The sequence below is a fragment of the Nocardia yamanashiensis genome (assembly GCF_021183565.1).
Lineage (GTDB): Bacteria > Actinomycetota > Actinomycetes > Mycobacteriales > Mycobacteriaceae > Nocardia > Nocardia yamanashiensis.
This window is the reverse complement of record NZ_CP089226.1, coordinates 1,650,786-1,670,501: the sequence shown is the minus strand read 5'-3', so window position 1 is coordinate 1,670,501 and position 19,716 is coordinate 1,650,786. Positions and strand designations below refer to the sequence as shown.

At 67.4% G+C, this 19,716-nt stretch carries 22 protein-coding genes and 1 riboswitch; of the genes, 9 read left to right on the top strand and 13 right to left on the bottom strand.

Annotated elements, in window-relative coordinates:
• Positions 1 to 18 precede the first annotated feature (18 nt).
• The 4 genes from LTV02_RS08010 to LTV02_RS07995 all read right to left on the bottom strand — a co-directional run bounded on the left by LTV02_RS08010 (position 19) and on the right by LTV02_RS07995 (position 4,149).
• Complete coding sequence (locus LTV02_RS08010) at positions 19 to 1,194, bottom strand: sensor histidine kinase (RefSeq protein WP_233039374.1); 1,176 nt, start codon at positions 1,192 to 1,194, stop codon at positions 19 to 21.
• 30 nt (positions 1,195 to 1,224) lie between these two features.
• Entirely contained in the window at positions 1,225 to 1,731 is a 507-nt protein-coding gene (locus tag LTV02_RS08005; protein ID WP_233039373.1) for a hypothetical protein, read from the bottom strand.
• An 89-nt stretch (positions 1,732 to 1,820) separates the two neighbouring features.
• A complete protein-coding gene (locus LTV02_RS08000; RefSeq protein WP_233039372.1) occupies positions 1,821 to 2,498 on the bottom strand; it encodes a response regulator in 678 nt (225 codons plus the stop codon).
• Between the two features lie 226 nt (positions 2,499 to 2,724).
• Complete coding sequence (locus LTV02_RS07995; RefSeq protein WP_233039371.1) at positions 2,725 to 4,149, bottom strand: DUF1254 domain-containing protein; 1,425 nt, start codon at positions 4,147 to 4,149, stop codon at positions 2,725 to 2,727.
• A gap of 160 nt (positions 4,150 to 4,309) precedes the next feature.
• Here LTV02_RS07995 and LTV02_RS07990 point away from each other — a divergent pair, with 160 nt between their 5' ends.
• From LTV02_RS07990 to LTV02_RS07975, 4 genes are all read left to right on the top strand, one after another.
• A complete protein-coding gene (locus LTV02_RS07990) occupies positions 4,310 to 5,014 on the top strand; it encodes a TetR/AcrR family transcriptional regulator (RefSeq protein ID WP_233039370.1) in 705 nt (234 codons plus the stop codon).
• Positions 5,015 to 5,188: 174 nt separating this feature from the next.
• Positions 5,189 to 6,040: an SMI1/KNR4 family protein gene (locus LTV02_RS07985; protein WP_233039369.1), complete on the top strand. Its 852-nt coding sequence runs from the start codon at positions 5,189 to 5,191 to the stop codon at positions 6,038 to 6,040.
• Between the two features lie 572 nt (positions 6,041 to 6,612).
• The gene (locus LTV02_RS07980; RefSeq protein ID WP_233039368.1) at positions 6,613 to 6,969 is read left to right on the top strand and encodes an acyl carrier protein; all 357 of its coding nucleotides are present in this window, start codon (positions 6,613 to 6,615) and stop codon (positions 6,967 to 6,969) included.
• A 564-nt stretch (positions 6,970 to 7,533) separates the two neighbouring features.
• A complete protein-coding gene (locus LTV02_RS07975; protein WP_233039367.1) occupies positions 7,534 to 8,298 on the top strand; it encodes an SDR family oxidoreductase in 765 nt (254 codons plus the stop codon).
• A 71-nt stretch (positions 8,299 to 8,369) separates the two neighbouring features.
• Here LTV02_RS07975 and LTV02_RS07970 read toward each other — a convergent pair whose 3' ends face one another.
• Both LTV02_RS07970 and LTV02_RS07965 read right to left on the bottom strand, forming a co-directional pair.
• Positions 8,370 to 9,575 carry an FAD-dependent monooxygenase gene (locus LTV02_RS07970; protein WP_233039366.1) on the bottom strand — a complete coding sequence of 402 codons (1,206 nt, stop codon included), beginning with the start codon at positions 9,573 to 9,575 and terminating at the stop codon, positions 8,370 to 8,372.
• Positions 9,576 to 9,599: 24 nt separating this feature from the next.
• Entirely contained in the window at positions 9,600 to 9,782 is a 183-nt protein-coding gene (locus tag LTV02_RS07965) for a hypothetical protein (RefSeq protein WP_233041935.1), read from the bottom strand.
• 297 nt (positions 9,783 to 10,079) lie between these two features.
• Positions 10,080 to 10,251: riboswitch (M-box (ykoK) riboswitch) on the bottom strand.
• 106 nt (positions 10,252 to 10,357) lie between these two features.
• On the opposite strand from LTV02_RS07965, the gene LTV02_RS07960 reads away from it, so the two are divergent.
• A complete protein-coding gene (locus LTV02_RS07960) occupies positions 10,358 to 11,725 on the top strand; it encodes a DUF2252 domain-containing protein (protein WP_233039365.1) in 1,368 nt (455 codons plus the stop codon).
• A gap of 7 nt (positions 11,726 to 11,732) precedes the next feature.
• Here the strand turns inward: LTV02_RS07960 and LTV02_RS07955 are convergent, their stop codons facing one another.
• The gene (locus LTV02_RS07955) at positions 11,733 to 12,713 is read right to left on the bottom strand and encodes a hypothetical protein (protein WP_233039364.1); all 981 of its coding nucleotides are present in this window, start codon (positions 12,711 to 12,713) and stop codon (positions 11,733 to 11,735) included.
• Between the two features lie 92 nt (positions 12,714 to 12,805).
• On the opposite strand from LTV02_RS07955, the gene LTV02_RS07950 reads away from it, so the two are divergent.
• Positions 12,806 to 13,921 carry a lycopene cyclase family protein gene (locus LTV02_RS07950; RefSeq protein ID WP_233039363.1) on the top strand — a complete coding sequence of 372 codons (1,116 nt, stop codon included), beginning with the start codon at positions 12,806 to 12,808 and terminating at the stop codon, positions 13,919 to 13,921.
• Between the two features lie 30 nt (positions 13,922 to 13,951).
• On the opposite strand, the gene alc is transcribed toward LTV02_RS07950, so the two are convergent.
• From alc to LTV02_RS07925, 5 genes are all read right to left on the bottom strand, one after another.
• Complete coding sequence (gene alc / locus LTV02_RS07945; RefSeq protein WP_233039362.1) at positions 13,952 to 14,974, bottom strand: allantoicase; 1,023 nt, start codon at positions 14,972 to 14,974, stop codon at positions 13,952 to 13,954.
• Between the two features lie 8 nt (positions 14,975 to 14,982).
• A complete protein-coding gene (locus LTV02_RS07940; RefSeq protein WP_233039361.1) occupies positions 14,983 to 15,189 on the bottom strand; it encodes a hydroxyisourate hydrolase in 207 nt (68 codons plus the stop codon).
• On the bottom strand, positions 15,186 to 15,683 hold the full coding sequence (gene uraD, locus LTV02_RS07935; RefSeq protein ID WP_233039360.1) for a 2-oxo-4-hydroxy-4-carboxy-5-ureidoimidazoline decarboxylase: 498 nt from the start codon (positions 15,681 to 15,683) through the stop codon (positions 15,186 to 15,188). The genes LTV02_RS07940 and uraD overlap by 4 nt, the downstream gene beginning before the upstream one ends.
• Before the next feature lie 187 nt (positions 15,684 to 15,870).
• Entirely contained in the window at positions 15,871 to 16,263 is a 393-nt protein-coding gene (locus tag LTV02_RS07930) for a helix-turn-helix domain-containing protein (protein ID WP_233039359.1), read from the bottom strand.
• The gene (locus LTV02_RS07925) at positions 16,253 to 16,495 is read right to left on the bottom strand and encodes a thiamine-binding protein (RefSeq protein ID WP_233039358.1); all 243 of its coding nucleotides are present in this window, start codon (positions 16,493 to 16,495) and stop codon (positions 16,253 to 16,255) included. Before LTV02_RS07925 ends, LTV02_RS07930 begins: the two co-directional genes overlap by 11 nt.
• 118 nt (positions 16,496 to 16,613) lie before the next feature.
• Here LTV02_RS07925 and LTV02_RS07920 point away from each other — a divergent pair, with 118 nt between their 5' ends.
• Positions 16,614 to 17,339, top strand: a complete 726-nt coding sequence (locus LTV02_RS07920; RefSeq protein ID WP_233039357.1) for an IclR family transcriptional regulator — start codon at positions 16,614 to 16,616, stop codon at positions 17,337 to 17,339.
• Positions 17,340 to 17,343: 4 nt separating this feature from the next.
• Here LTV02_RS07920 and LTV02_RS07915 read toward each other — a convergent pair whose 3' ends face one another.
• Positions 17,344 to 17,727, bottom strand: a complete 384-nt coding sequence (locus tag LTV02_RS07915) for a PLD nuclease N-terminal domain-containing protein (protein ID WP_233039356.1) — start codon at positions 17,725 to 17,727, stop codon at positions 17,344 to 17,346.
• A gap of 276 nt (positions 17,728 to 18,003) precedes the next feature.
• On the opposite strand from LTV02_RS07915, the gene LTV02_RS07910 reads away from it, so the two are divergent.
• Positions 18,004 to 18,822, top strand: a complete 819-nt coding sequence (locus tag LTV02_RS07910; RefSeq protein ID WP_233039355.1) for a hypothetical protein — start codon at positions 18,004 to 18,006, stop codon at positions 18,820 to 18,822.
• An 83-nt stretch (positions 18,823 to 18,905) separates the two neighbouring features.
• The gene (locus LTV02_RS07905; RefSeq protein ID WP_233039354.1) at positions 18,906 to 19,715 is read left to right on the top strand and encodes a MerR family transcriptional regulator; all 810 of its coding nucleotides are present in this window, start codon (positions 18,906 to 18,908) and stop codon (positions 19,713 to 19,715) included.
• Position 19,716: the final 1 nt, after the last annotated feature.

The window sequence follows — 19,716 nt, the reverse complement described above, 5'->3', positions numbered from 1 at the left end:
GGTACGCCGAGTCGCCGCTCAGCCGCGTGCGCGCCCGCACGGCAAGGTCGCCGAGACCTGGAATCCGCCACCGGCACGGCGGCCCGCCTCGAACTGTCCGCCGGCGATCGAAACTCGCTCCGACAGCCCGATCAACCCGTTCCCGCCGACCCTCCCGGCGGCGTTACCGGCCCCGCCGCCGTCGTCGTCGACGGTGATCGTGACCGTGTGCTTCTCCCACCTCAGCCGAACCTCGGCGCGTGCGCCCGCGCCCGCGTGCTTGGCCACATTCGTCAGCGCTTCCTGCAATATGCGGAAGCAGGTGAGATCGACACTGGGGTCGAGTCTTTCGCGGCGCCCGTCCTCGGTGACGCCGAGCCGTAATCCCGCGGCACGCAACGAGTCGAAGAGCTGGCCCGCGTCGGCCAAGCCGGGCAGATCCGTAATCTCGTGCTGCAGTTCGTCATTCGATGGTTCGGCGGCCCGCAGGATGCCGAGCAGCCGGTGCAGCTCCCCCATCGCCTGCACCCCCAGCTCGTCCACCGCCGCCAGCGCGCCGTCCGCGCGCACCGGGTCGGTCGCCATGATCCGGCGCGCGCCCGCGGCCTGCAGCATCATCACCGTCACGGTCGACCCGACGATGTCGTGCAGCTCCCGCGCCATTCTGCGGCGCTCGGCCAGCACCGCCAGGCGGGCTTCCTCCACACCGCGCCGGGCCACCTCGCGATGCCTGCGCACCCCGCTGCGCTGCCACAGGCCCAGCCCGATCGCGGCGAGCAGCAGCCCGAAGTAGACCGCGCCGACTCCTGCCGCTTTCGCATGGCTCACCACCAGCGGACTCGTGCGCATCTCGGCGTCCACCCATGCCGCGACCGCCACCGTGCACACCGACAACCCGAGCAGGACATCGCGCCGTGAGCGCAGCGCGGCAACGGCTTCCAGCGCCACACACACCAGCAGAACCGGCCGGTACGACAGCAGCGGCGCGGCAACGACGGCATGCGCGCACAGCACGATGACGACGGTCAGCGGCGCCGTCCGCCGCCACAGCAGCACACCGCAACCGACGGCGGCCCACAGCACGACCAGCCACGCGCCGGTGTGCAAGCCGGGCGGCAACGGCAAGAGCAGATCGGAGAAGACGACGACATCCAGGATCGCCGCGACACCGGCGACCACCGCATCGCGCCGCGACGGTCTCACCCCGGCACCCATTGCTCCTCGACTCGCGCGCCAGGACTTCGGTCAGCAGAAGCGCAGAAAGTTGCAGAGCGAGAACGCGAACCGCTCCGGATCGTGGTGGACCTGCACGAGCGCGGCCGGTGCGGAGTCGGGGTCATCGCAGTCGGACGGATCGGTCTGTTCGGCAGGTTCGACGACCGGGAGGCAGTTCAACTGCCGCATCGCCTGGCCGAGGTCACCGTTGTTGGACAGCACCGCCTCGCGCAGCTCGGCGGCGGTCACCGGCTGATCCGGTGCCACCGCGGCGGGCGCGGCCAGCCGGACCACCGCGCACAGTTCCTCGGCATCTTCCGGTCCGTACGCCGAGATCCGTTCGACCTCAACACGTTCGGCGGCACCGGTGGCCGCGGGAACCACCAGCACGTGGCCGGTGTGCACCTGTTCGAAGGCCGCGCGTGCGATCGCGGGGAACACCACCACATCCGGTGCGACCAAAGTGCCTGTAGCGAGGCGATTCCGGTTCTCCGGCACCTGCAGCGCGGCGAATACACCGGTGGAAGCAGACGTCATTTGTTCCTCACGTTCCACGTCGGGGCCAAGCATCTCCACCAGAGATTGTGCGCTCGCGCGGGCACCCGCGTACGTGGAAACGAGCCTCCTCAACGGCCGGGGACGACGAGGCCACTCTGATACGCCAGCACGACCGCCTGGGTCCGATCCCGCGACCCGGTCTTCATGACGATCCGCGCCACATGCGTTTTGACGGTCGCCTCACTCACGACCAGGCGATCCCGGATCTCGGCGTTGGACAGGCCGAGCGCCATGAGCACCAGAACCTCACGTTCACGCGGGGTGAGCCGCTCGATCAGTTCGGGCGATCGCCGCCCCGACGCGTTGCCGCCACCGAGCGCGGCAATGACCTTGCGAGCCACAGCGGGGTCTATCCACGCCTCACCAGCGGCGACCTTGCGCACCGCGACGACCAGATCGCCGGGCGCCGCATGCTTGAGCAGGAAGCCACTGGCCCCACTGCGCAGGGCGCCATAGACCGCGTCATCGTCGTCGAAAGTGGTCAGGACCAACACCTTCGTCAAGTGATCGGCCTCGCGGGATGCGTCATCGGCGGTCAGTGCACGAGTAGCGGCGATACCATCGGTGCCGGGCATCTGGATATCCATCAGCACCACATCGGGACGCCGCGCGGCAGCGAGCTCGACAGCATCGCGCCCGTCGGAAGCCTCCCCGACCACAACAATGTCCGGTTCGGCGGTGAGCAACATGACGATTCCCGCACGGATCAGTGGCTGGTCGTCGGCGACGACCACAGAGATGCTCATCTCGCGAGTGTGACCGACGCGGGTCGCGCCCGTCATCGCACTGGCGTGGTATCAGGGCATACCACGCCAGAATGGCGCCGGCCGACGGAGAAGGCCGCGGCCGCCTGATTTCCCTTCCGGCACGGTGCCGAAGGGCGATGGGCGGCCGCACCGGCCACTGACAGTTGTGTTGACGCTGACCATCGGCGCCGGCGATCAGCGATTTGGCGCAGTACCGAACCGCTGGTCAGCTAACCGCCGATGTGACCTGCGGCATCTTGAAGTCACCGGCGATCACTGAAGCCGCGGGGATATAGGCGCGGGCGAACAGTATGAACGCCTTGCCATTCGCGGGAGCGGGCAGCCAATTGGCGTTCCTTGTAGCGTCCTGGGGTTCCTGCGACTGGATCGCGAGGTCGACGCTGCCGTCGGGATTCGTTGCCAGGCCCGGGGTATCACCGGAGATGGCGTAGCGGCTTATCGGGTTGGGAGTCAGGAACTGTCCGGCTTGGCTGACCTCGTAGAGCGTGATCGACCAGAATGCCTGCGCGGGGATGCCGCCCTGCGGCAGGCGCAAGGTGTAGGACTTGTCGCCTGTCATGTATCGGCCGATGCCGTCGGTGAAGGTGATCCAGTAGTTGGCTTCTTCGCGGCGCAGGCCGAGCATGCCGGTGCCGCTGCCGATCGACAGGGCGCGGCGGGCGTAATCGCGCTGTTCGGTGGTGCCCAGCAGCGATCCGGGCGGGCTGTAGTCGAGCCAACCCTTGGCCTGGGCGGTCGCGGCGGCGTACTGCGCCATGTATTGGCCCAGGCTGGGGTACACCTGTTCCCAGGTCTGCCGCGTCGGTTTCGGGAGTTTGCCGAAATCGCACTTCTCGCCGCAGATCCCGGCTTTGCGGTACTGCTTGATCAGCGAATCGTCTTGGGCCGGTGGCGGATTCACGGTAAGCATCTGGTTCACCACGGCGAGGTAGTTCTCCGGCCCGGTGCCGGGCTGAACCCGGGCCACCGCCGCACCGGCCGTGGCACCGGGGGCGGGGGTGATGGTGAACCCGTCCTGCACGGCATTGGCGGCGGCCTGGTCGGCGGGCCCGCTGGTCTGCACGCGCAGGTTGACGTAGACGTCGTTGGTGGTGGCGCGGATGACCGAAATCCCGGCCGGGGCTTGACCATTCCAATTTGGTCCGACCAGCAGTTGATGCTGGGCCCGGTTACCGGTGGTCCGTGTTCCGGTGTAGGAGAAGGTGTTCGAATAGAAGTCGATCAATGTCAGGACGTAGTAGCGGCTTCCGGTGTCGGGGGTGTCGAGGTAGACCGGCCCCTGTGCCAGATCGATCCACGCCGTCGAATACAGCCCGTCGACCAGGGGTGCGTTGGCCCATTTGTCCTCGGGTCCGGCCACCGAGCGGGAGTGCGCGAAATGGTTGAGCGTGGTGCTGGTGCGCCCGCCGGTCGTTTCCAAGGCCTCCCACCGCAGTTTCGACAGGAAATACAGCGGGAACGCGTAGTCGTAGCCCGCGCGGACCGTGCTCTCCCGATGCGACGGGGTGTCGGCGTCGGGTTCGTCCCCGGCAGCGGTGGGCGCGAAAGCGGCCAGCGCGGCAACCGCGACGACGCCGGCCAAGCCGCGTATAGCCGCGATCGTGGTCCTGCGAGTTCGAATGGATCTCATGCCGAAAATCTCCTCAACGTCGGCGAAATCGAAGACTCGTTAAGGCGTACGCCTTAAGAATCGTTACTGTCAAACGCCGATCCGCACGGCGGGGCAAGCCATTGACACCGCGATCCCCACGCCTTCGCGGGCATACCGAACAGCTCACTACGATGTCGAGGTGTCCGACAGCCCCTCCACCCGGCAGCTCCTGGCCGCGACGGCGATGCGTATGTTCGCCGAACGCGGCATCGACGCGGTCTCGCTGCGCGAACTGTCCGCCGCGGCCGGGCAACGCAACAAAGTGGCCGCGCAATACCATTTCGGCACCAAGGAACGCCTGGTCCAGGCGATCTTCGAGCAGTACACCGGCCAGGTGAACCAGCGCCGCTGGGCACTGCTCACCGACCTCGGGCACGACACCCGCAGCCTCGGCCTCGGCGAACTCGTCGATGCGCTGATCCGTCCACTGGCCGAAACCGCCACCGTGGCCGGCGGCCACTATCCCCGCTTCCTGAACGCGGCCTCCACGCCCCCGTGGGTGCAAGCCCTCGCCATCGCCGACCCGGCCGTCACCAGCAGCGTGCGCGCGGTGCTCACGGCACTGGCCGACCAGCTCGATCACTTGCCGCTTCCGGTCGTACGCACCCGGTTGTCACTGAGCATGACCCTCGCGGTCCGCGCCCTCGCCGGTTTCGACCCCGCCGCAGCAGCCGACCCGGCCCGCAGCGCCTTGTTCATCGCCAATATCGTCGACGCCACCGTCGGCATGCTCACCGGGCCGGTCTCCCGAACCGCCATCGACCTGCTCGACAGTCTGCCCGCTGACACGCCCGACCCATCCTGGACCTGGCCGACACTCATCGGTCCCGCCGGCGGCGAATAGATCCCCGCGCAACACGCCCAGCACCCGCGAAAAACGCGATGCCCGCCGATACCGATCAAAATTCCCGGTCAACGCGTGTTCGCGGCTCGTTCGATTCGATACCGTGCCCCGTCTCCCCGAGGCAGGTCGCGGTTGGCGCTGATACCGTCGGAGTTTGTGGCATTCCGCGACATCATGACTCGGATTGTGGCAACGGGAGCGACACCGGGACGCCCGGCGTCCTCGAATCAGATCGACGCCGCCGAGCTGCGGCTCGGCATTCACTTCGACACCCTCTACAAGAATTTCATGTCGCACTGCAACGGATTCGAGGGGTTGCACAACTGGGTGCTCTACCCACTCGAGGAACTCGGCGCATCGGCACGCTGGCTGGAACGTACCAGCCAATTCGAAAGCCGCCGAATCGATTTGCGCTCATTTCTGCCGAGATACGAATTCAGCGACGGTGTGGTGATCGATCCAGTCTTTCCACTGGCGCCACCGGGCCGGGCACACGTGGTGATCGGCGAGCACGAAACCAGGCCGGGCGCACTGATCGCCGGCTTCCCGATCACCGGGCTCGCCGCCACCACCGAAATCGCCTACCACCACTGGGATACGGAATTCTCCGGCGATCTGCTCCACGTCCTGCGTCTACTCACCCAGCGGAACGAACAGCGATCCGAGGACAACCACCGAGACGAGCACGCCCAGGTGCATTCCCAAGTCGGCCGCCTGCTCCGCGGGATCGACACCGGCAGCAGCTCTCTCATCCGCCACACCCTCTCACACAGGTGGCGCACCGAATTCGACCATTTCCCGCAACAGGCGATAAACCAGCTACGGCAAGGCATTTGGTACCGCGGCGCCGCACCTGTCCTCGACTACTGCGGTATCGAGTTCGATCTTCAGAACAGCCGGGACCAATCCCTGACCGCCACCGCACTCTTCCACCCGGCCACTGGACAGGCTCCGCACGAGGTGCGCGTCGGAGTGGTCAGCGAGCACTCGATCTGGCGCATCGACTCCTGGGAGTGGGCGGCGTGAGAGGAACCGAGAGCATCATGATCCGGACCTCGTAGGAATACGATTCGGCCCCGTCCCCAGCCTGATCGCAGACCGAGTCCACAACGCATCCATCGACCAACTTCAGCAGTGGACAGCCCGCATACTCACCGCCGACACGTTCGGAGAAGTATTCGAGCACTGACTATCTCGAACCTGATGCAAGATGACCCACCCGAAGGGACTGAAGTAACGTTCGAGAGCAAATCGGTAGCGAACTCGCTGGATTTTCGGGATCCGGAAACGTCGCCAACGCCGCGTAACCGCGCCTACTCGCCGCACAGCTGGGCTGCAACCGGTCTCGCACCGACGAGGCCGACCCCGGCGGGCGATTGCGGCTTGCCGAGAACGCTCTTGGCCCACTGGCTGCCCCTACGGTAGGGGTTTACCCGGCCGGGATTTGGAGATCCACCACAAATCGGTGACTCCAGATTCGTACACCGACGCCACCAAGTGATCACTGGGTCATGGATAGCTTGTAGCTCCAGAGCAACGCGAAACGGGCTTCGGTCCCCATACCGGGCCTTTCGGGCTCGCCTCGGGATGGAGCTTTCATGACTACCTCACAAGAATCGATCATCACCGGGATTGCCGCGGTCATCGAAGAAGTGATCGGTATCGACCCCGGGGAGGTGACGATCGAGAAGTCCTTCAGCCAGGACCTCGACATCGACTCCCTGTCTCTCGTCGAGATCGCAGTACAGCTCGAGCGCAGGTATCACCTCGAGATCCCAGACCAGCAATTCGCTGCACTACGGACGGTCGGGGAGGCGGTCGCCTACATGCACCGGTTGGAGAACCAGAAACCAAGGCTTGCGACCGAACCAGGCGAACCACATCAGAGGTGGTTCCGAGATCTCAGCATCTCATGGGCTGCGAGCCCGCTGACGAATGCGGGATCGCCAACGTAGCTGACTTACACACCGCTGCAACGGGTTCCGGAGCACCCCGGACTCGGTCCTGTGAATCTCTCGACCAAATCCGATTAAACGCCAGGGCCAACCGGTCCCCGGACACTGGCGGTGCCACCGCGCCCGAAGAGGTTGTGGCGGCATCATCGCCCAGCAGCGCCTCTGACACATCAGGAAGCGCTCGGGCGGGATCGCCGCCCGCCGCGTGTGCCATTGTTCCTTCCGGACGGTAAGACCTTTGACGCCCGACCGCCACAAAACAGTTTTCTGATCAGCAAATTTCAAAGCGCTGGGGTGGCGTGCTTAAGCACGCCACCTAACACGCCACCCAACACCACACCGGACACGCCACCCAACAGCCGGCAGTTCACCGGCATGCCCGCCCGCCGAACGACGGGCGATATCCGCAGTCCCCTTGATGGGTGATGTGACCGCATTTCATCCGTATCCGAGAGCGTCCAGATCGATCTTCACTGTGGCCGGAGTAGCGGGCTGATACGACCGTACGAGCCACAGCTGGGGCGGGATCGCATGGACCGGCCGTCTGACGTAACGTGCCCTCACATGAGCGATGATCTGATCGGTAAGAGTGCGCTGGTTACCGGAGCTAGCCGGGGTATCGGGCTTGCGGTGGCGGGTGAGTTGCTGCGGCGGGGGGCGAATGTGGTGATTTCGGCTCGGAAGCCTGAGCCGCTCGAGGCTGCCGCAGAGGAGCTGCGGGGGCTGGGGTTTGCCGGGAAGGTTGTTGCGGTGGCGGGGAATGCCGGGGATGCGGGGTCTCGGGCGGAGCAGGTTGCGGCTGTTGTTCAGCAGTTCGGGTCGATTGACGTGCTGATCAATAACACGGGGATCAATCCGGTGTACGGGTCGCTGATGGAGGCGGATCTGGATGCGGTGCGGAAGATCTTCGATGTGAATGTGGTTGCGGCGCTGGGGTATGTGCAGGAGGCGTATAAGGCTTGGATGGGTGAGCATGGTGGGGCCGTGGTGAATGTGGCCAGTGTGGCTGGGTTGCGGTCCACGGGAGTCATCGGGGCCTATGGCGCTTCTAAGGCGGCGTTGATTCGGTTGACCGAGGAGTTGGCTTGGCAGTTGGGGCCGAAGATTCGGGTTAATGCGGTGGCGCCGGGGGTTGTGAAGACCAAGTTCGCGGATGCGTTGTATTCGGCGGATGAGGAGGCTGCGGCGGGGGTTTATCCGATGAAGCGGCTGGGGGCTCCGGAGGATGTGGCGGGGCTTATCGGGTTCCTTGCTTCGGCGGAGTCTTCGTGGATCACGGGGACCACGGTGCGGGTGGACGGTGGGCTGCTCGCGACCGGTGGGATCTGAGGCGACGGGCGAAACGGCTTGCTCGGCACCGGGGTTCGGTGCCGAGCTCGCTTCGGAAGCGCCGGGGGTGATCAGGAAGGGGTGGGGATCGGGGGTAGGGGGTAGTCGTTGACGGGGAGGGTGTCGTGTACGCGTAGGCCGCGGGTGCCGAGTTTGGCGATGGTGCGGCTCAGGCCGGTGGGGAGGGCGGTGACTATGCGGGCTGCGCCGATGAGGGTTCGTATGCCCAGTTCCGAGGTGGGGACGAGGGTTTTGGCGGCTCGGGTGGCGAAGGCGCGGCTGGCGCGGACCGGATCGGTCATGACTTGTTCGTAGGCGGGCAGGGCGGTGGTGAGATCGCCTGCGGCCTTGGCCAGTTCGCCCGCGAGGGTGTAAGCGCCGACGATGGCGAGGCTGGTGCTGCCGCCGACCGCGGGGCCGGGGCAGTAGGCGGCGTCGCCGACGAGGGTGACGCGGTCGCGGGACCAGTGATCGAGGCGGAGTTGGGTGATGGAGTCGAAGTAGAAGGCGGGGGTGTCGGGGAGTTCGGCGAGCCATTGGTCGACTCGCGGGGACAGGCCGGTGAAGGTGCTGGTTACCAGGCGTTTTTGGGCGGTGGTGTCGTGGTGGTCGTAGTCGATGCGGTCTTGGCGGAAGAGGAAGATGACGCGGGCGTCGGTGAGGCAGTCGGCGGTGTAGATGCCGGCGGCGCGGCCGACTTCGAGGTGGAAGTCCAAGACGCCCGGACCGGCCAGGTCGCGCGGGACGGATGCCACGGCGAGGTAGCCGCCGAGGAAGTGTTCGGGGACTTCGCCGAAGACCAGGCGGCGGACGTTCGAGCGGAGGCCGTCGGCGCCGACGATCAGGTCGAATTCCCTTGGGGCGGAGTGTTCGAAGGTGACACGACCTTCCGGAGCTATCGATGCGATGGAGTCACCGAAGAGGTATTCGACGTCGTTTCGGGTTGCGTCGTAATAGATTTCACTGAGATCGTCCCGCATGATCTCCACGTGCCGGTCGGTGGCGGCTTGGAAGAGTTTGCCCTGGTCGAGGGTGACCGTACGTCCTCGGGTGCGCACGGTGAGGCGGTCGGTTCCGGTGGCGCGCTCCATGATTCGCGGGAGCACGCCCATCATTTCGGAGATGCGCATGGATGGGCGAAACAGGTCGACGGCGTGGCCGCCGGTCTTGCGCAGGGTGGCGGCCTTCTCGACGACGGTGACGGTGTAGCCGCGGCGGGTGAGCCAGTAGGCCAGGACGGGGCCGGCGATGCTGGCGCCGGAGATGAGAATCCGCATGTCGGACTCCTTGTTCGAGAGCGGCTACACGTGGAAGGGGTGGCCGCCGAGGGAGGCGGTGTAGACCGCGGTCCGGCTGCGGGCCAGTTGCAGGTTGCGGCGTTCCTGGTCGGTCAGCTGCCACCGGGCGAGGCGGCGGCGGATGGCCTCGGCGAGCGACGCGATGGGCGAGATGGTGGTGGCGCGGGGAAAGGTGACTACTGCCATGATGGCACTCCTCTGCGAAAGGCAGCCCGCCGCAATGCGTTCCGCGCACCGCCGCCTGGTCGAGGGCATGCGCCGACCCCCTCATTCGACGATGGATCGTCGTTGAGTCGGCGCCTGGCTCGAAGCGTCAGGCGGTTACGCGGTCGCGGCGGGCCGGGAACGATGGTTGTCGAACCGGACTCGGATACGGACTATCGCCGGACTTCATTCGTCCCTCACCTCCTTGCCGCCAGGACGCGCACGTCACCTGTGTCGATGCGCCAGAACCGCGGGGAGGAACCCGGACCGGATGTCCGGGAAGCACCCCTCTCGTCAGAGCTTCGGCACTGCACGACGTATCCCGCTGCCGGGGAAGCCACTTTGGATCATCCCTTAATCCGGGAAGACCTGTCCTAACCCTGGGCGTCTCTCGACGTCGTCGGATCAGTGGCCTGTGTTCGTACAGGAGCCTCGCCTAGCGAGGTGCTGACCTGGCCATGCTGTCCCGGTATCCGGGAATTGTCAAGCCGCGACCGCGTTGCGGAGTCGCCGCGCACCTGCCGCAATCCGCCCGGTCCCGGTATTAGAGTCCGATCATGGCGACTGCTGGCGGGACTGCGGGTATGGCGTCGAGCGAGCTCGGGAAGGCAGCGCGCAAGCGGGTGGCGCGGTCCGCGCTCGGCGCATGGAGCGCGAGCAAAGGCCGGGAGGATCCGGTCGCGGTGCTGGAGCGGCAGGCGCTGACGCGGGTGCCGGATCTGGTGCGGATCAGGTACGCACGGATGGCGGCGGGGCGATTCCCATTCTATCGCGGTGCACCGGCGATCATGGCGGCAGATCTCGCGGCGGGCCCCCACACGGGATTGCTCGTGCAGCTGTGCGGTGACGCGCACCTGTCGAATTTCGGCTTGTTCGCCTCACCGGAGCGCGCACTTGTCTTCGACCTCAACGACTTCGACGAAACGCTGCCGGGCCCGTTCGAATGGGATGTGAAGCGATTGGCCGCCAGTGTCGCGGTCGCGGCGCGCGCCAATGGATGCGATGACACCGCCGCCGGATCTGCCGCGACGGCCGCGGCGACCGCGTATCGGGAGGCCATGACGCGGTTGGCCGCGCTGGGCGAGACCGATGTCTGGTACGAGATGGTGGATGCCGAGAAGGTGCAGGCGCTGCTCAGTCCCCAGAACCGCAAACTGGCCACGAAGGTGATCGACAAGGCGCGTTCCCGCACCAGCTTGCAGGCCCTGGACAAGCTCACCGAGACCGGGCCCGATGGTGAACTGCGCATCAAACCGGATCCGCCTCTGGTGCAACCGATTCCACTGGAAGTCCGCACCGCGCTGGATTCGGTGCTTTCCGACTATCGCGCCACCCTACCCGAGGAGCGGCGGGTACTGCTGGACAGGTATGTGCTGCGCGATGTCGCCATGAAGGTGGTCGGCGTGGGCAGTGTCGGAACCCGCTGTTTCATAGCGCTGCTGACCGGCCGCACCACCGGCGATCCACTGTTCTTACAGGTCAAACAGGCCGAGAACTCGGTGCTGGCCCCGCATCTGCGCAGCAGCGCGCAGAAACATCAGGGCCATCGCGTCGTGCACGGTCAGCGCCTCACCCAAGCCGCCGGCGATATCTTCCTGGGCTGGGCGACCGGCCCCGACGGCCGGTTCTATTACTGGCGGCAACTACGAGATATGAAGGGCTCGTTGACGATCGAGGACATGTCCGCAGAGCAGCTGCACCAGTACGCAGCCCTGTGCGGTCACACTCTCGCGCGCGGTCATGCCCGATCCGGCGACCGGGTGGCCATCACCGCCTATCTCGGCACCAGCGACGGATTCGACCGCGCCATGGGCGAATTCGCGCTCGCGTACGCGGATCAGACTGCGGCAGACCACGATCGGCTGCTCGCGGCGATCGACTCGGGCCGAGTGATCGCCGCTACCGGCGAGCCGAATGCGGAGTAGGTGCGGGTCAGCGAAACTCGAGGGCGGCGATGGTGTCGCTGCTGCGATAGCGCAGGTACTTGTCGGCGGTCGCCGCGTCGATGGCGGCCGTCGCGGTCACCAGCGTGATCACCAGGAACTCCTTGGAGCTCCCGTCGCGCCACTTCCCGTACTCCCAGTCCTTGATGTACGTGCCGGGCGGAACCTGGAAGTCCTTGTCGTCGAAATTGTCTTCCGCCGCAGTGGCTTTCGCCGCATCCCCCATGGTGAGCACGAGCTGGCTCATCATGAGCGCGCCGTTCTCGGCCTTCCAGCTCAGCGAGGAACCGTACTGGCAGCCCAGCTCGATCAGCTTCGGCCCATCGGCGATGGACTGGCAGTTGTTGAAGTCCTGCCCCGTCACCCAGTCCGCCTGCAATGTCACGTCACCGAACTTGAAGTTCCAGTTCTGCCCGTACTCGGTGTAGGTGAACTTCTTGCCCGCGGTCTGCGGTTTGCTGGTGGTGGTCGCGGTCGGCCCGGACTTCGAGGTGGTGGGCGGGCTGGTGGCGCTGACCAGGCTGCTGGAGGCTCCCCCGGCCTGATCGGAGTCGTCGCCGCGATTGACGAACACGATCGCCCCGACGCCCACCGCCAGGATCACCACCAGCCCGAGCACGATGCCGACGATCAGCCCGGTATTGGACTTCTTCGGCGGCGGATAGCCCGGCTGCTGCGGGTACCCGGGCTGTTGCGGATACCCCGGCGGCGGGAATCCCGGCTGCTGCCCGTACCCCGGCTGTTGCTGCTGATATCCGGGATCGGTGCCCCAATTCCCCTGCGGCTGACCGGCATTGGGCTGCTGCCAGTTCGGGTCGATGGGCTGACCGGTCCAGGTGGGCTGATTGCTCTGATCCCCCGGCGCCGCCGGCTGGCCCCACCATTGGGGATCCGGCTGCTGTTGTCCGTAGCCGCCTTGCGGATCGCCGCCGTAGCCGGGACCCGACGGCGGTCCTGGTGGATACGTCATGTGCACAACCTTTCGCGCCGTGCCGGGCCGCTCCCGAGCCGACAGTCGTTACCGAAGCGTATGACGGTCACGCTTCATGATCCAATCACCCGATGACCTCCGATCTCCTCGTCTGCGGTGCGGGACCCGCCGGTCGGGCTCTTGCTCATCGTGCGCTCTCCCACGGTTTATCGGTGGCCGTGATCGAACCGCAACCGCAACGGCGCTGGACCGCAACGTATGCGGCCTGGGCGGACGAGCTGCCCGGCTGGCTGGCGTCCGAGGCGGTGGCCGCGACCGTGAACCGGCCGGTCGCGTGGGGGACCCGGCGGGCGGTGGTGGACCGCCCGTACGTCGTATTCGATACCGGGCGGCTGCAGGATTCGCTGGACCTGACAGGGGCGCATATCGTCGCGGACCGGGTGGCCGAGATCGTGCCGCCGACCCGCTGGGGCACGCGGGGACTGGACCTGCCGTCGGTGCGGCTCGCCTCGGGAAACGTCATGGCGGCCGGGCGTGTCATCGATGCGCGGGGTGTGGGCCGCTCCCCCGCCCGTGCCGAGCAGACGGCGTTCGGGGTGATCGTGGAGCGGGATCGCTGGAAGGAGGACATGCTGTTCATGGACTGGCGCGCCGACAATGGCGCGGAAGTCGGTGCGCCGCCGTCGTTCCTGTACGCGGTGCCCCTGGACGACGAGCACGTGCTCCTCGAGGAAACCTGCCTCGCGGGCCGCCCGGCCCTGGACCCGCGCGAACTGCACGACCGGCTCCGGCACCGATTGCGTTCGCGCGGAATAGAACTCACCGGCGACGAGGCGATCGAGCGGGTGCGTTTCCCGGTCGAGGGCGGCCGCCGCACAGCCACCAGCTTCGGCGCGGCCGGTGCGCTCATGCACCCCGCCACCGGATACAGCGTGGCCACCGCGCTCGCAACGGCCGATGCCGTGGTGCGCGGTGACTCGCTGTGGCCCGCCCCCGCGCGAGCCGTGCACGCCCTGCGCGCGGCCGGGTTGCGGGCGCTGCTGGCCCTGCCCCCGCAGGACCTCCCGGCCTTCTTCGACGCTTTCTTCGCGCTGCCGGTGGCTTCGCAGCGCGCCTATCTGTCCGGGCGCGAGGATCTCCCGGGTACCGCCGCCGCCATGACCTCGCTCTTCGCTGCCCTGCCCTGGCGAACGCGGCGGGTCATGGCGGCGGCGGTGGTGAGGCCGCGGAAGCGCGCGCGGCCGTGAGCGGGCCGCGCGCGGGCTGTCTTCCGGACCTCAGCGCACCGACCAGCGGGCCGCCAGTTCGTTCTCACCCGCAGCGGTGAGCGATCCGAGCACGCGCAGCCGCGCGATCCCGCCGTCGGGGTAGATGTCCACGCGCACATGGGTGACCGGTCGCGTGGCGTCGGCCAGCCGGAAGCGGTGCGGGGTGTCGGGCTGCACCGGCACGGCCGGGAGCAGTTCCACCCACGCCGCGTCGTCGGCGGCCGGGAGCGGTTCGGGTCCGCTGTGATCGATGCCGAGCACCCGCACCCGGCCCGGGGAGTTGAAAACCAGGTTGGTGGTGTCGATTTCGATGAGCTGCGGTACGCCCTGGGCGGCCAGTTCGATCACCGCCCAGTCGTTGCCGTCGTCGCGGCGGCGGGCGGTCTCCCAGCCTTCGGCCTGATTGCGGGCCAGGCCGGGGGCGAGCATATTGTCCGGCACCGAGTAGAACTCGTTGGAGCAGGCGGTGACTCGCCCGCCGTTCTCGAGCGCCGCCAGGTCCACGGTCAGGCCGGTGAGCAACGCCGGATCGGGCACCACTTCGCCGTGTACCCGCAGCCGCGCGATGCCGCCGTCGGGGTACATGTGCAGCCGCACGTGGGTGAATACGCCGTCGGCGGCGACCGGGAACTCGTGGCGCGCATCGCCTTCCAGGGCGCTGCGGGGCACGATCTCGACCCAGTCGGCCGCCTCCAGTTCCGCGACCGACGGATAGCCCTCGACGCGGGTGGCTTCCACCGAGGCGAAGGGCGGGTAGTTGCCCTTGAACCAGGCGGTGTCGATCACGACGCCGCGCACGATGCCCGGCAGGCCGAGGCGGATGAGCGCCCAATCGTTTCCGGGTGTGCGCCGCCGGCGTGTCTCCCAGCCGTCGTACTCCTGTCCCTTGGGCCCGAAGCTCTCCGGGGTGAACCGCGGCTGCCACGGCTGGATGAGGTTCTCGCGTTCCTCGAAGGATTCGTCGCTGGCGGCGATCACGCTGGAGCGGTAGCTGCGCAGCGCCAGGTCCGGAAGGTTGGTGAAGTCCGACATAGCCTCTCTCACTTCGAGTTACGGGATAGCTCGGCGAAATGGCGGCTGCCCGCCAGTCGCGCGCCGAGTTGTTCGAGCAGCGGGGCGGCCTGCGCCATGCACACTTCGGGATCGGGTTCGATTCGGCCGTCCGCGGCGCGCTGCAGGCGGACCGCGACGCCGGCGGCCGGGCGGCCCAGGGCGGTGTCGAGGACGTGGGTGGTGAGGGCGCTCATGCGTGGATCACCTTGCCCAGGCGCAGCAGGGCGATCTTGCGGAGTTCGGTGGCGACCACGGCGGCCTCGGTGGGTTCGTCGTTGCCCAGGCGCAGCAGGACCGCGCCCAGGATCTCGGCGCTGGTGAGGCCGGTGGCGCAGATCAGGAAGACACGGCCGAAACGCTTCTCGTACAGGCGATTCGCGGAGTACAGGGCCGCGGCGGTCTCGACGTCGGCGGCGACGCCGGACTGTTCCTGCCGGGACCAGGCCGCGCCGTTGCCGTCGCCTTCGCGGCGTTCGCCGATGCGGGGGTGCGCGGCGATGGCGCGGTCGACGTCGCCGGGGGTGAACTTCTCGGCGATGCGATCGGCGGTGGCCAGCAGTTCGGCGAAGTCCGGGAAGGGGCGGGCATCCAGCAGGGCGTCGACCCAGTCGGGCACGTCGCAGCATTCCAGCAGGGCCGGCCGCAGGCGATCACCCGCCATCCCATTGAACTCGTCGAGAGTGACCATGAGCTGCACCTTTTCGCATCGCGGAAGTTAGTTTCCGAATAACGAAATAGTGGCACAGGTCACGAAGGCGCGTCAACAGTTTGTTGAAGTTCTGTGGTCAAGTAGCGCACGCAGGGGGTGTGACGTGCACGGAAACGACGAATCCCACTGCATGGCAGTGGGATTCACCGGGTTTGCGCAGGCCGATTCAGGAACGGGTGCGGTTGAGGTAGTTGTAGACCGTGAACCGGGTGACGCCGAGCGCCTCGGCCACCGTTTCCGCGGATTTGCGATAGCTGAACGCGCCGCGCTCCTCGAGCAGGCGCACCGCCCGCTGCTTCTCCGCCCGCGGGAGATCGGCCAGGGGCGTACCGAATTCGGCGGCCACCTCGTTGAGCAGGCGGCGGATCCCGCCCTCGGACTCGGAATCGGAGCTCGCGAAGCGGACGGCCGCCAGCGGTTGCCCCTCCCACACCAGGGGCACATCGTCGGGCAAACATTCGGCGGCCGGAATCAGCCGGCCGCCGACGCGTTCCAGCAGGGGCGCGAGCATGGCCAGCGCCGGGTGGGCCGGATCGACCGTGGCGCTGTCACTGGTCATCGCGCTCGACCTGCAATGTCACCCGGGACGCGCCGTGCGCGAAGGCCAGCGCCAGTACCTCGCCCAGCGCCGGGAGCAGAACCGCTTCCTCGCCCTCGACGGCGGTGCCCAGCGGACCGAATTCGCAAGCCAGGCCGGACTTTTCCAGCGCCCGTAAGGTTTCGGTGGCGTGCGGTGGCGGATCGCCCTCGCCGTGGAAGGGTTCGGTGGTGAATTCCGCGCGTAGCCGCATGCGCATCAGGCTACAACCCGACCGGGCGGCGACACCCCGGTAAACTTCCGCCATCCGGAAACTTCGAGAAAGCGGGCCAGTGACTGCGGCGAGTGCCTCCAGCGGGCGATCAGGCAGCGTGCAATCGATCGAGCGGGCGTTCGCGCTCCTGGAAATTCTCGCCGATCATGGCGGCATGCTGGGGCTTTCGCAGCTCTCGGAGCTATCGGGGTTACCGCTGCCGACCATTCACCGGCTGGTTCGGACGCTGGTCGAACTCGGGTATCTGCATCAGGAACCGTCGCGGCAGTACGCGCTGGGGGCGCGGTTGATCAGGCTCGGGGAGAGTTCGGCTCACATGTTGAGCGTGACCGCGCGGCCGCATCTGACCCGGCTCGTGGACGAACTGGGTGAATCCGCGAATATGGCGATGCTCGACGGTGATCGGATCGTGTATGTCGCGCAGGTGCCGTCCCGGCATTCGATGCGGATGTTCACCGAGGTGGGGCGGCGGGCGCTCCCCCACGGCACGGCGGTCGGCAAGGCCATTCTCGCGGGGATGCCCGCCGACAAAGTGCGAGATCTGTTGCAGCGCACCGGGATGCCGCGCTACACCGATCACACCATCACCGATCCGGCCGAATTCGCGCGCCAGCTCGAAACCGCCGCCGATACCGGGTATGCGATCGATGAGGGCGAGCAGGAACTGGGGGTCCGGTGTATCGCCGTGGCTGTGCCCGAGGCGCCGGCGCGGCTCGCCATCTCCATTTCCGGGCCGGTCGGGCGGATGACCGAGGATCTGCTGGAGCGGGCCGTTCCGCTACTGGGTCAGGTCGGCCGGGCGCTGTCCGACGATCTGCGCTGACGCGTCAGACCTGTTCGCCCTGCTCGCGGCGGCGGTCGGCTTCCTGCCGGCGTGCCGCTTCCTGGCGCCGGGCTTCCGCGCGCTGTTGTTCGGCGCGCTCGCGCAGGCCGCGCAGGAATGCCTCGTCGGCTTCCGGGTCCTGGGGTACGTAGCGGCCGGGGCGGTCGTACTCGGAGAAGCGGGTGGTCGAGCGGGGGCCGCGTGACTCGTAGAGCGGGCGGCCGAGAATCAGCCACAGCAGGGCGCCGATGGTCGGGACCAGGATCACGATGAGTAGCCAGGCGCCCTTCGGCAGGTGGCGGACACCGTCCTCGGGGCAGGTGATGATGTCGACCAGGGCAAAGATCCACAGTGCCAGCGTGATCAGACCGACGGCCGCGTACGGCATCGCAATTCTCCTCGTATCCGGGCGGAACAGGCGCCCGCTGAAATCCCCACCTCGGCCGGAACGGCCCTGGTCACGGACTTTACCGAACTCTCGCGGGGAGCGGAAACCGGGCGGGCGCGCCGGCTTCGGCCAGTCGCCGGTGAAGATCGACCGGGCTCGCGAATCGCCTTGCTGTGCAACCGGTTCGAGGTAAGATCAGCGCTCAGTGTGACCGTCGCTGGTTCGGGTCCGCTCCCGAGAGGCTCGACGGTGGTCGCCGGATCGAGGGATGCGCCGATGACTGTTCTGCGCGTATACGCGGCCTTGACGGCAGTGCCCGCGCTGCTCAGCTTCGCCCCCGGTACGGCGGCTGCCGCGCAGGATGCCGTGCCCGATACCTTGCAGGTGGGCTCCGAGACGGTTCGACTGCCCGCGGGGATCGATCCTCGGCTCCGGGATCAGGCGCAGAGTTACCTGGACGGTGCGCAGGGGCAGATCGCGGCGACCTTCGACAGCGTCGGGTTTCCGCGGGACGAAGTCGCGCGCCGCAATGCCGCCACCACCGCGGGGCAGGTCATCGGTGCGGTGGTGGGGAAGGTCGCGGTCTTTCCCCTCGAAATCGTGGGATGCGGGGTGGGGGCGACGGTCGGGGCGGTCGCGGGCGGAATCATCGGCGCGCTGCCGACGGTGGGCGCGGGCACGCCGGTCGGGGCGGCGGTCGGTGGGGTGGCGGGGTGTCTGCTCGGCGGGCTGGCGGTGGCCATTCCGGTGGATATCGCGGGGTTGGTCGGGGGTGCAGCGATCGGCGGATTCGCGGGCGGGGCGCTGGGTGGGGCGACCGCGACCGAAGGCGGTGGGAGTGCCGCGGGCGGTGAAAGTGCCGCTGCCGCAACGCTTCCCGTCGTGAATGCCCGAGCCGCGCAAGGGGATCCATCAGCGGCGAATGCCGTCACCGCGGTCGCCGATACCGTCGCCACGATCAACGTCGACGCCAATGTCGCGGTCACCTCCCTACGCACGGCGATCCGCGAACTGCCGCCGCTCACCCCCGATGCCCTCGGGCCGCTCACCCAACCCGCCAACGATCTGTTCGCGGCGGTGCAAGCAGCGCTGTGACCGCTCGGCGGTATCGGTTCGCCGGATAGTTCCGCGCGGCGCTTGACCCTGACACCGTGTCAGGCGGTTGACTCCTATCCATCATGTTCACCATCGGAGACTTCGCCAGGCACGGCCGCGTATCGGTCCGGATGCTGCGTCACTACGACGCGACCGGACTGTTGCGGCCCGCCCACGTCGACCCGGCCACCGGCTACCGCTACTACACCGCCGCCCAATTGGCCCGCCTCAACCGTGTCATCGCGCTCAAGGATCTCGGCTTCACCCTCCAGCAGGTCCAGACCATCCTGGACGAGAAGGTCACCACCGAGGAACTGCGCGCCATGCTGCGGCTGCGGCGCGCCGAACTGGAATCGGCGATGACGGCGGCGGCGGCCCGGCTGACCCAGGTCGAGGCGCGGCTCCGCTCCATAGAAAGCGAGGGCCAGATGCCCACCGACGACGTCGTCCTCAAATCCGTGCCGTCAATCCGCGTCGCCGAACTCAGCGGCATAGCAACAGGTTTCGACGCCATCGCCCCCGTCATTCAGCCCCTCTACGACGAGCTGTTCCAGCGGCTGCAAGCCGCCGGTATCGCTCCCTCCGGCCTCGGCATCGCCTATTACGAAGACGCACCCGACGGCGGCGTCCTCGTCCACGCCGGCGTAGAGGTGTCCGCGCCCCTGCGCGACGAAGACGGCCTCCGCATCCACGACCTGCCGCCGATCGAACAGGCCGCGACGATATTGCACCGCGGCGCAATGGAAGCCGTCCTCCCCACCCTGCAAACCCTGGGCCGCTGGATCGACGCCAACGGTTACCGCTCCGCCGGCTACCCCCGCGAAATCAGCCTCGAATGCCCCGCCAACCACGGCGAATGGGTGACCGAACTGCAAGAACCCCTGACGAAGTAGC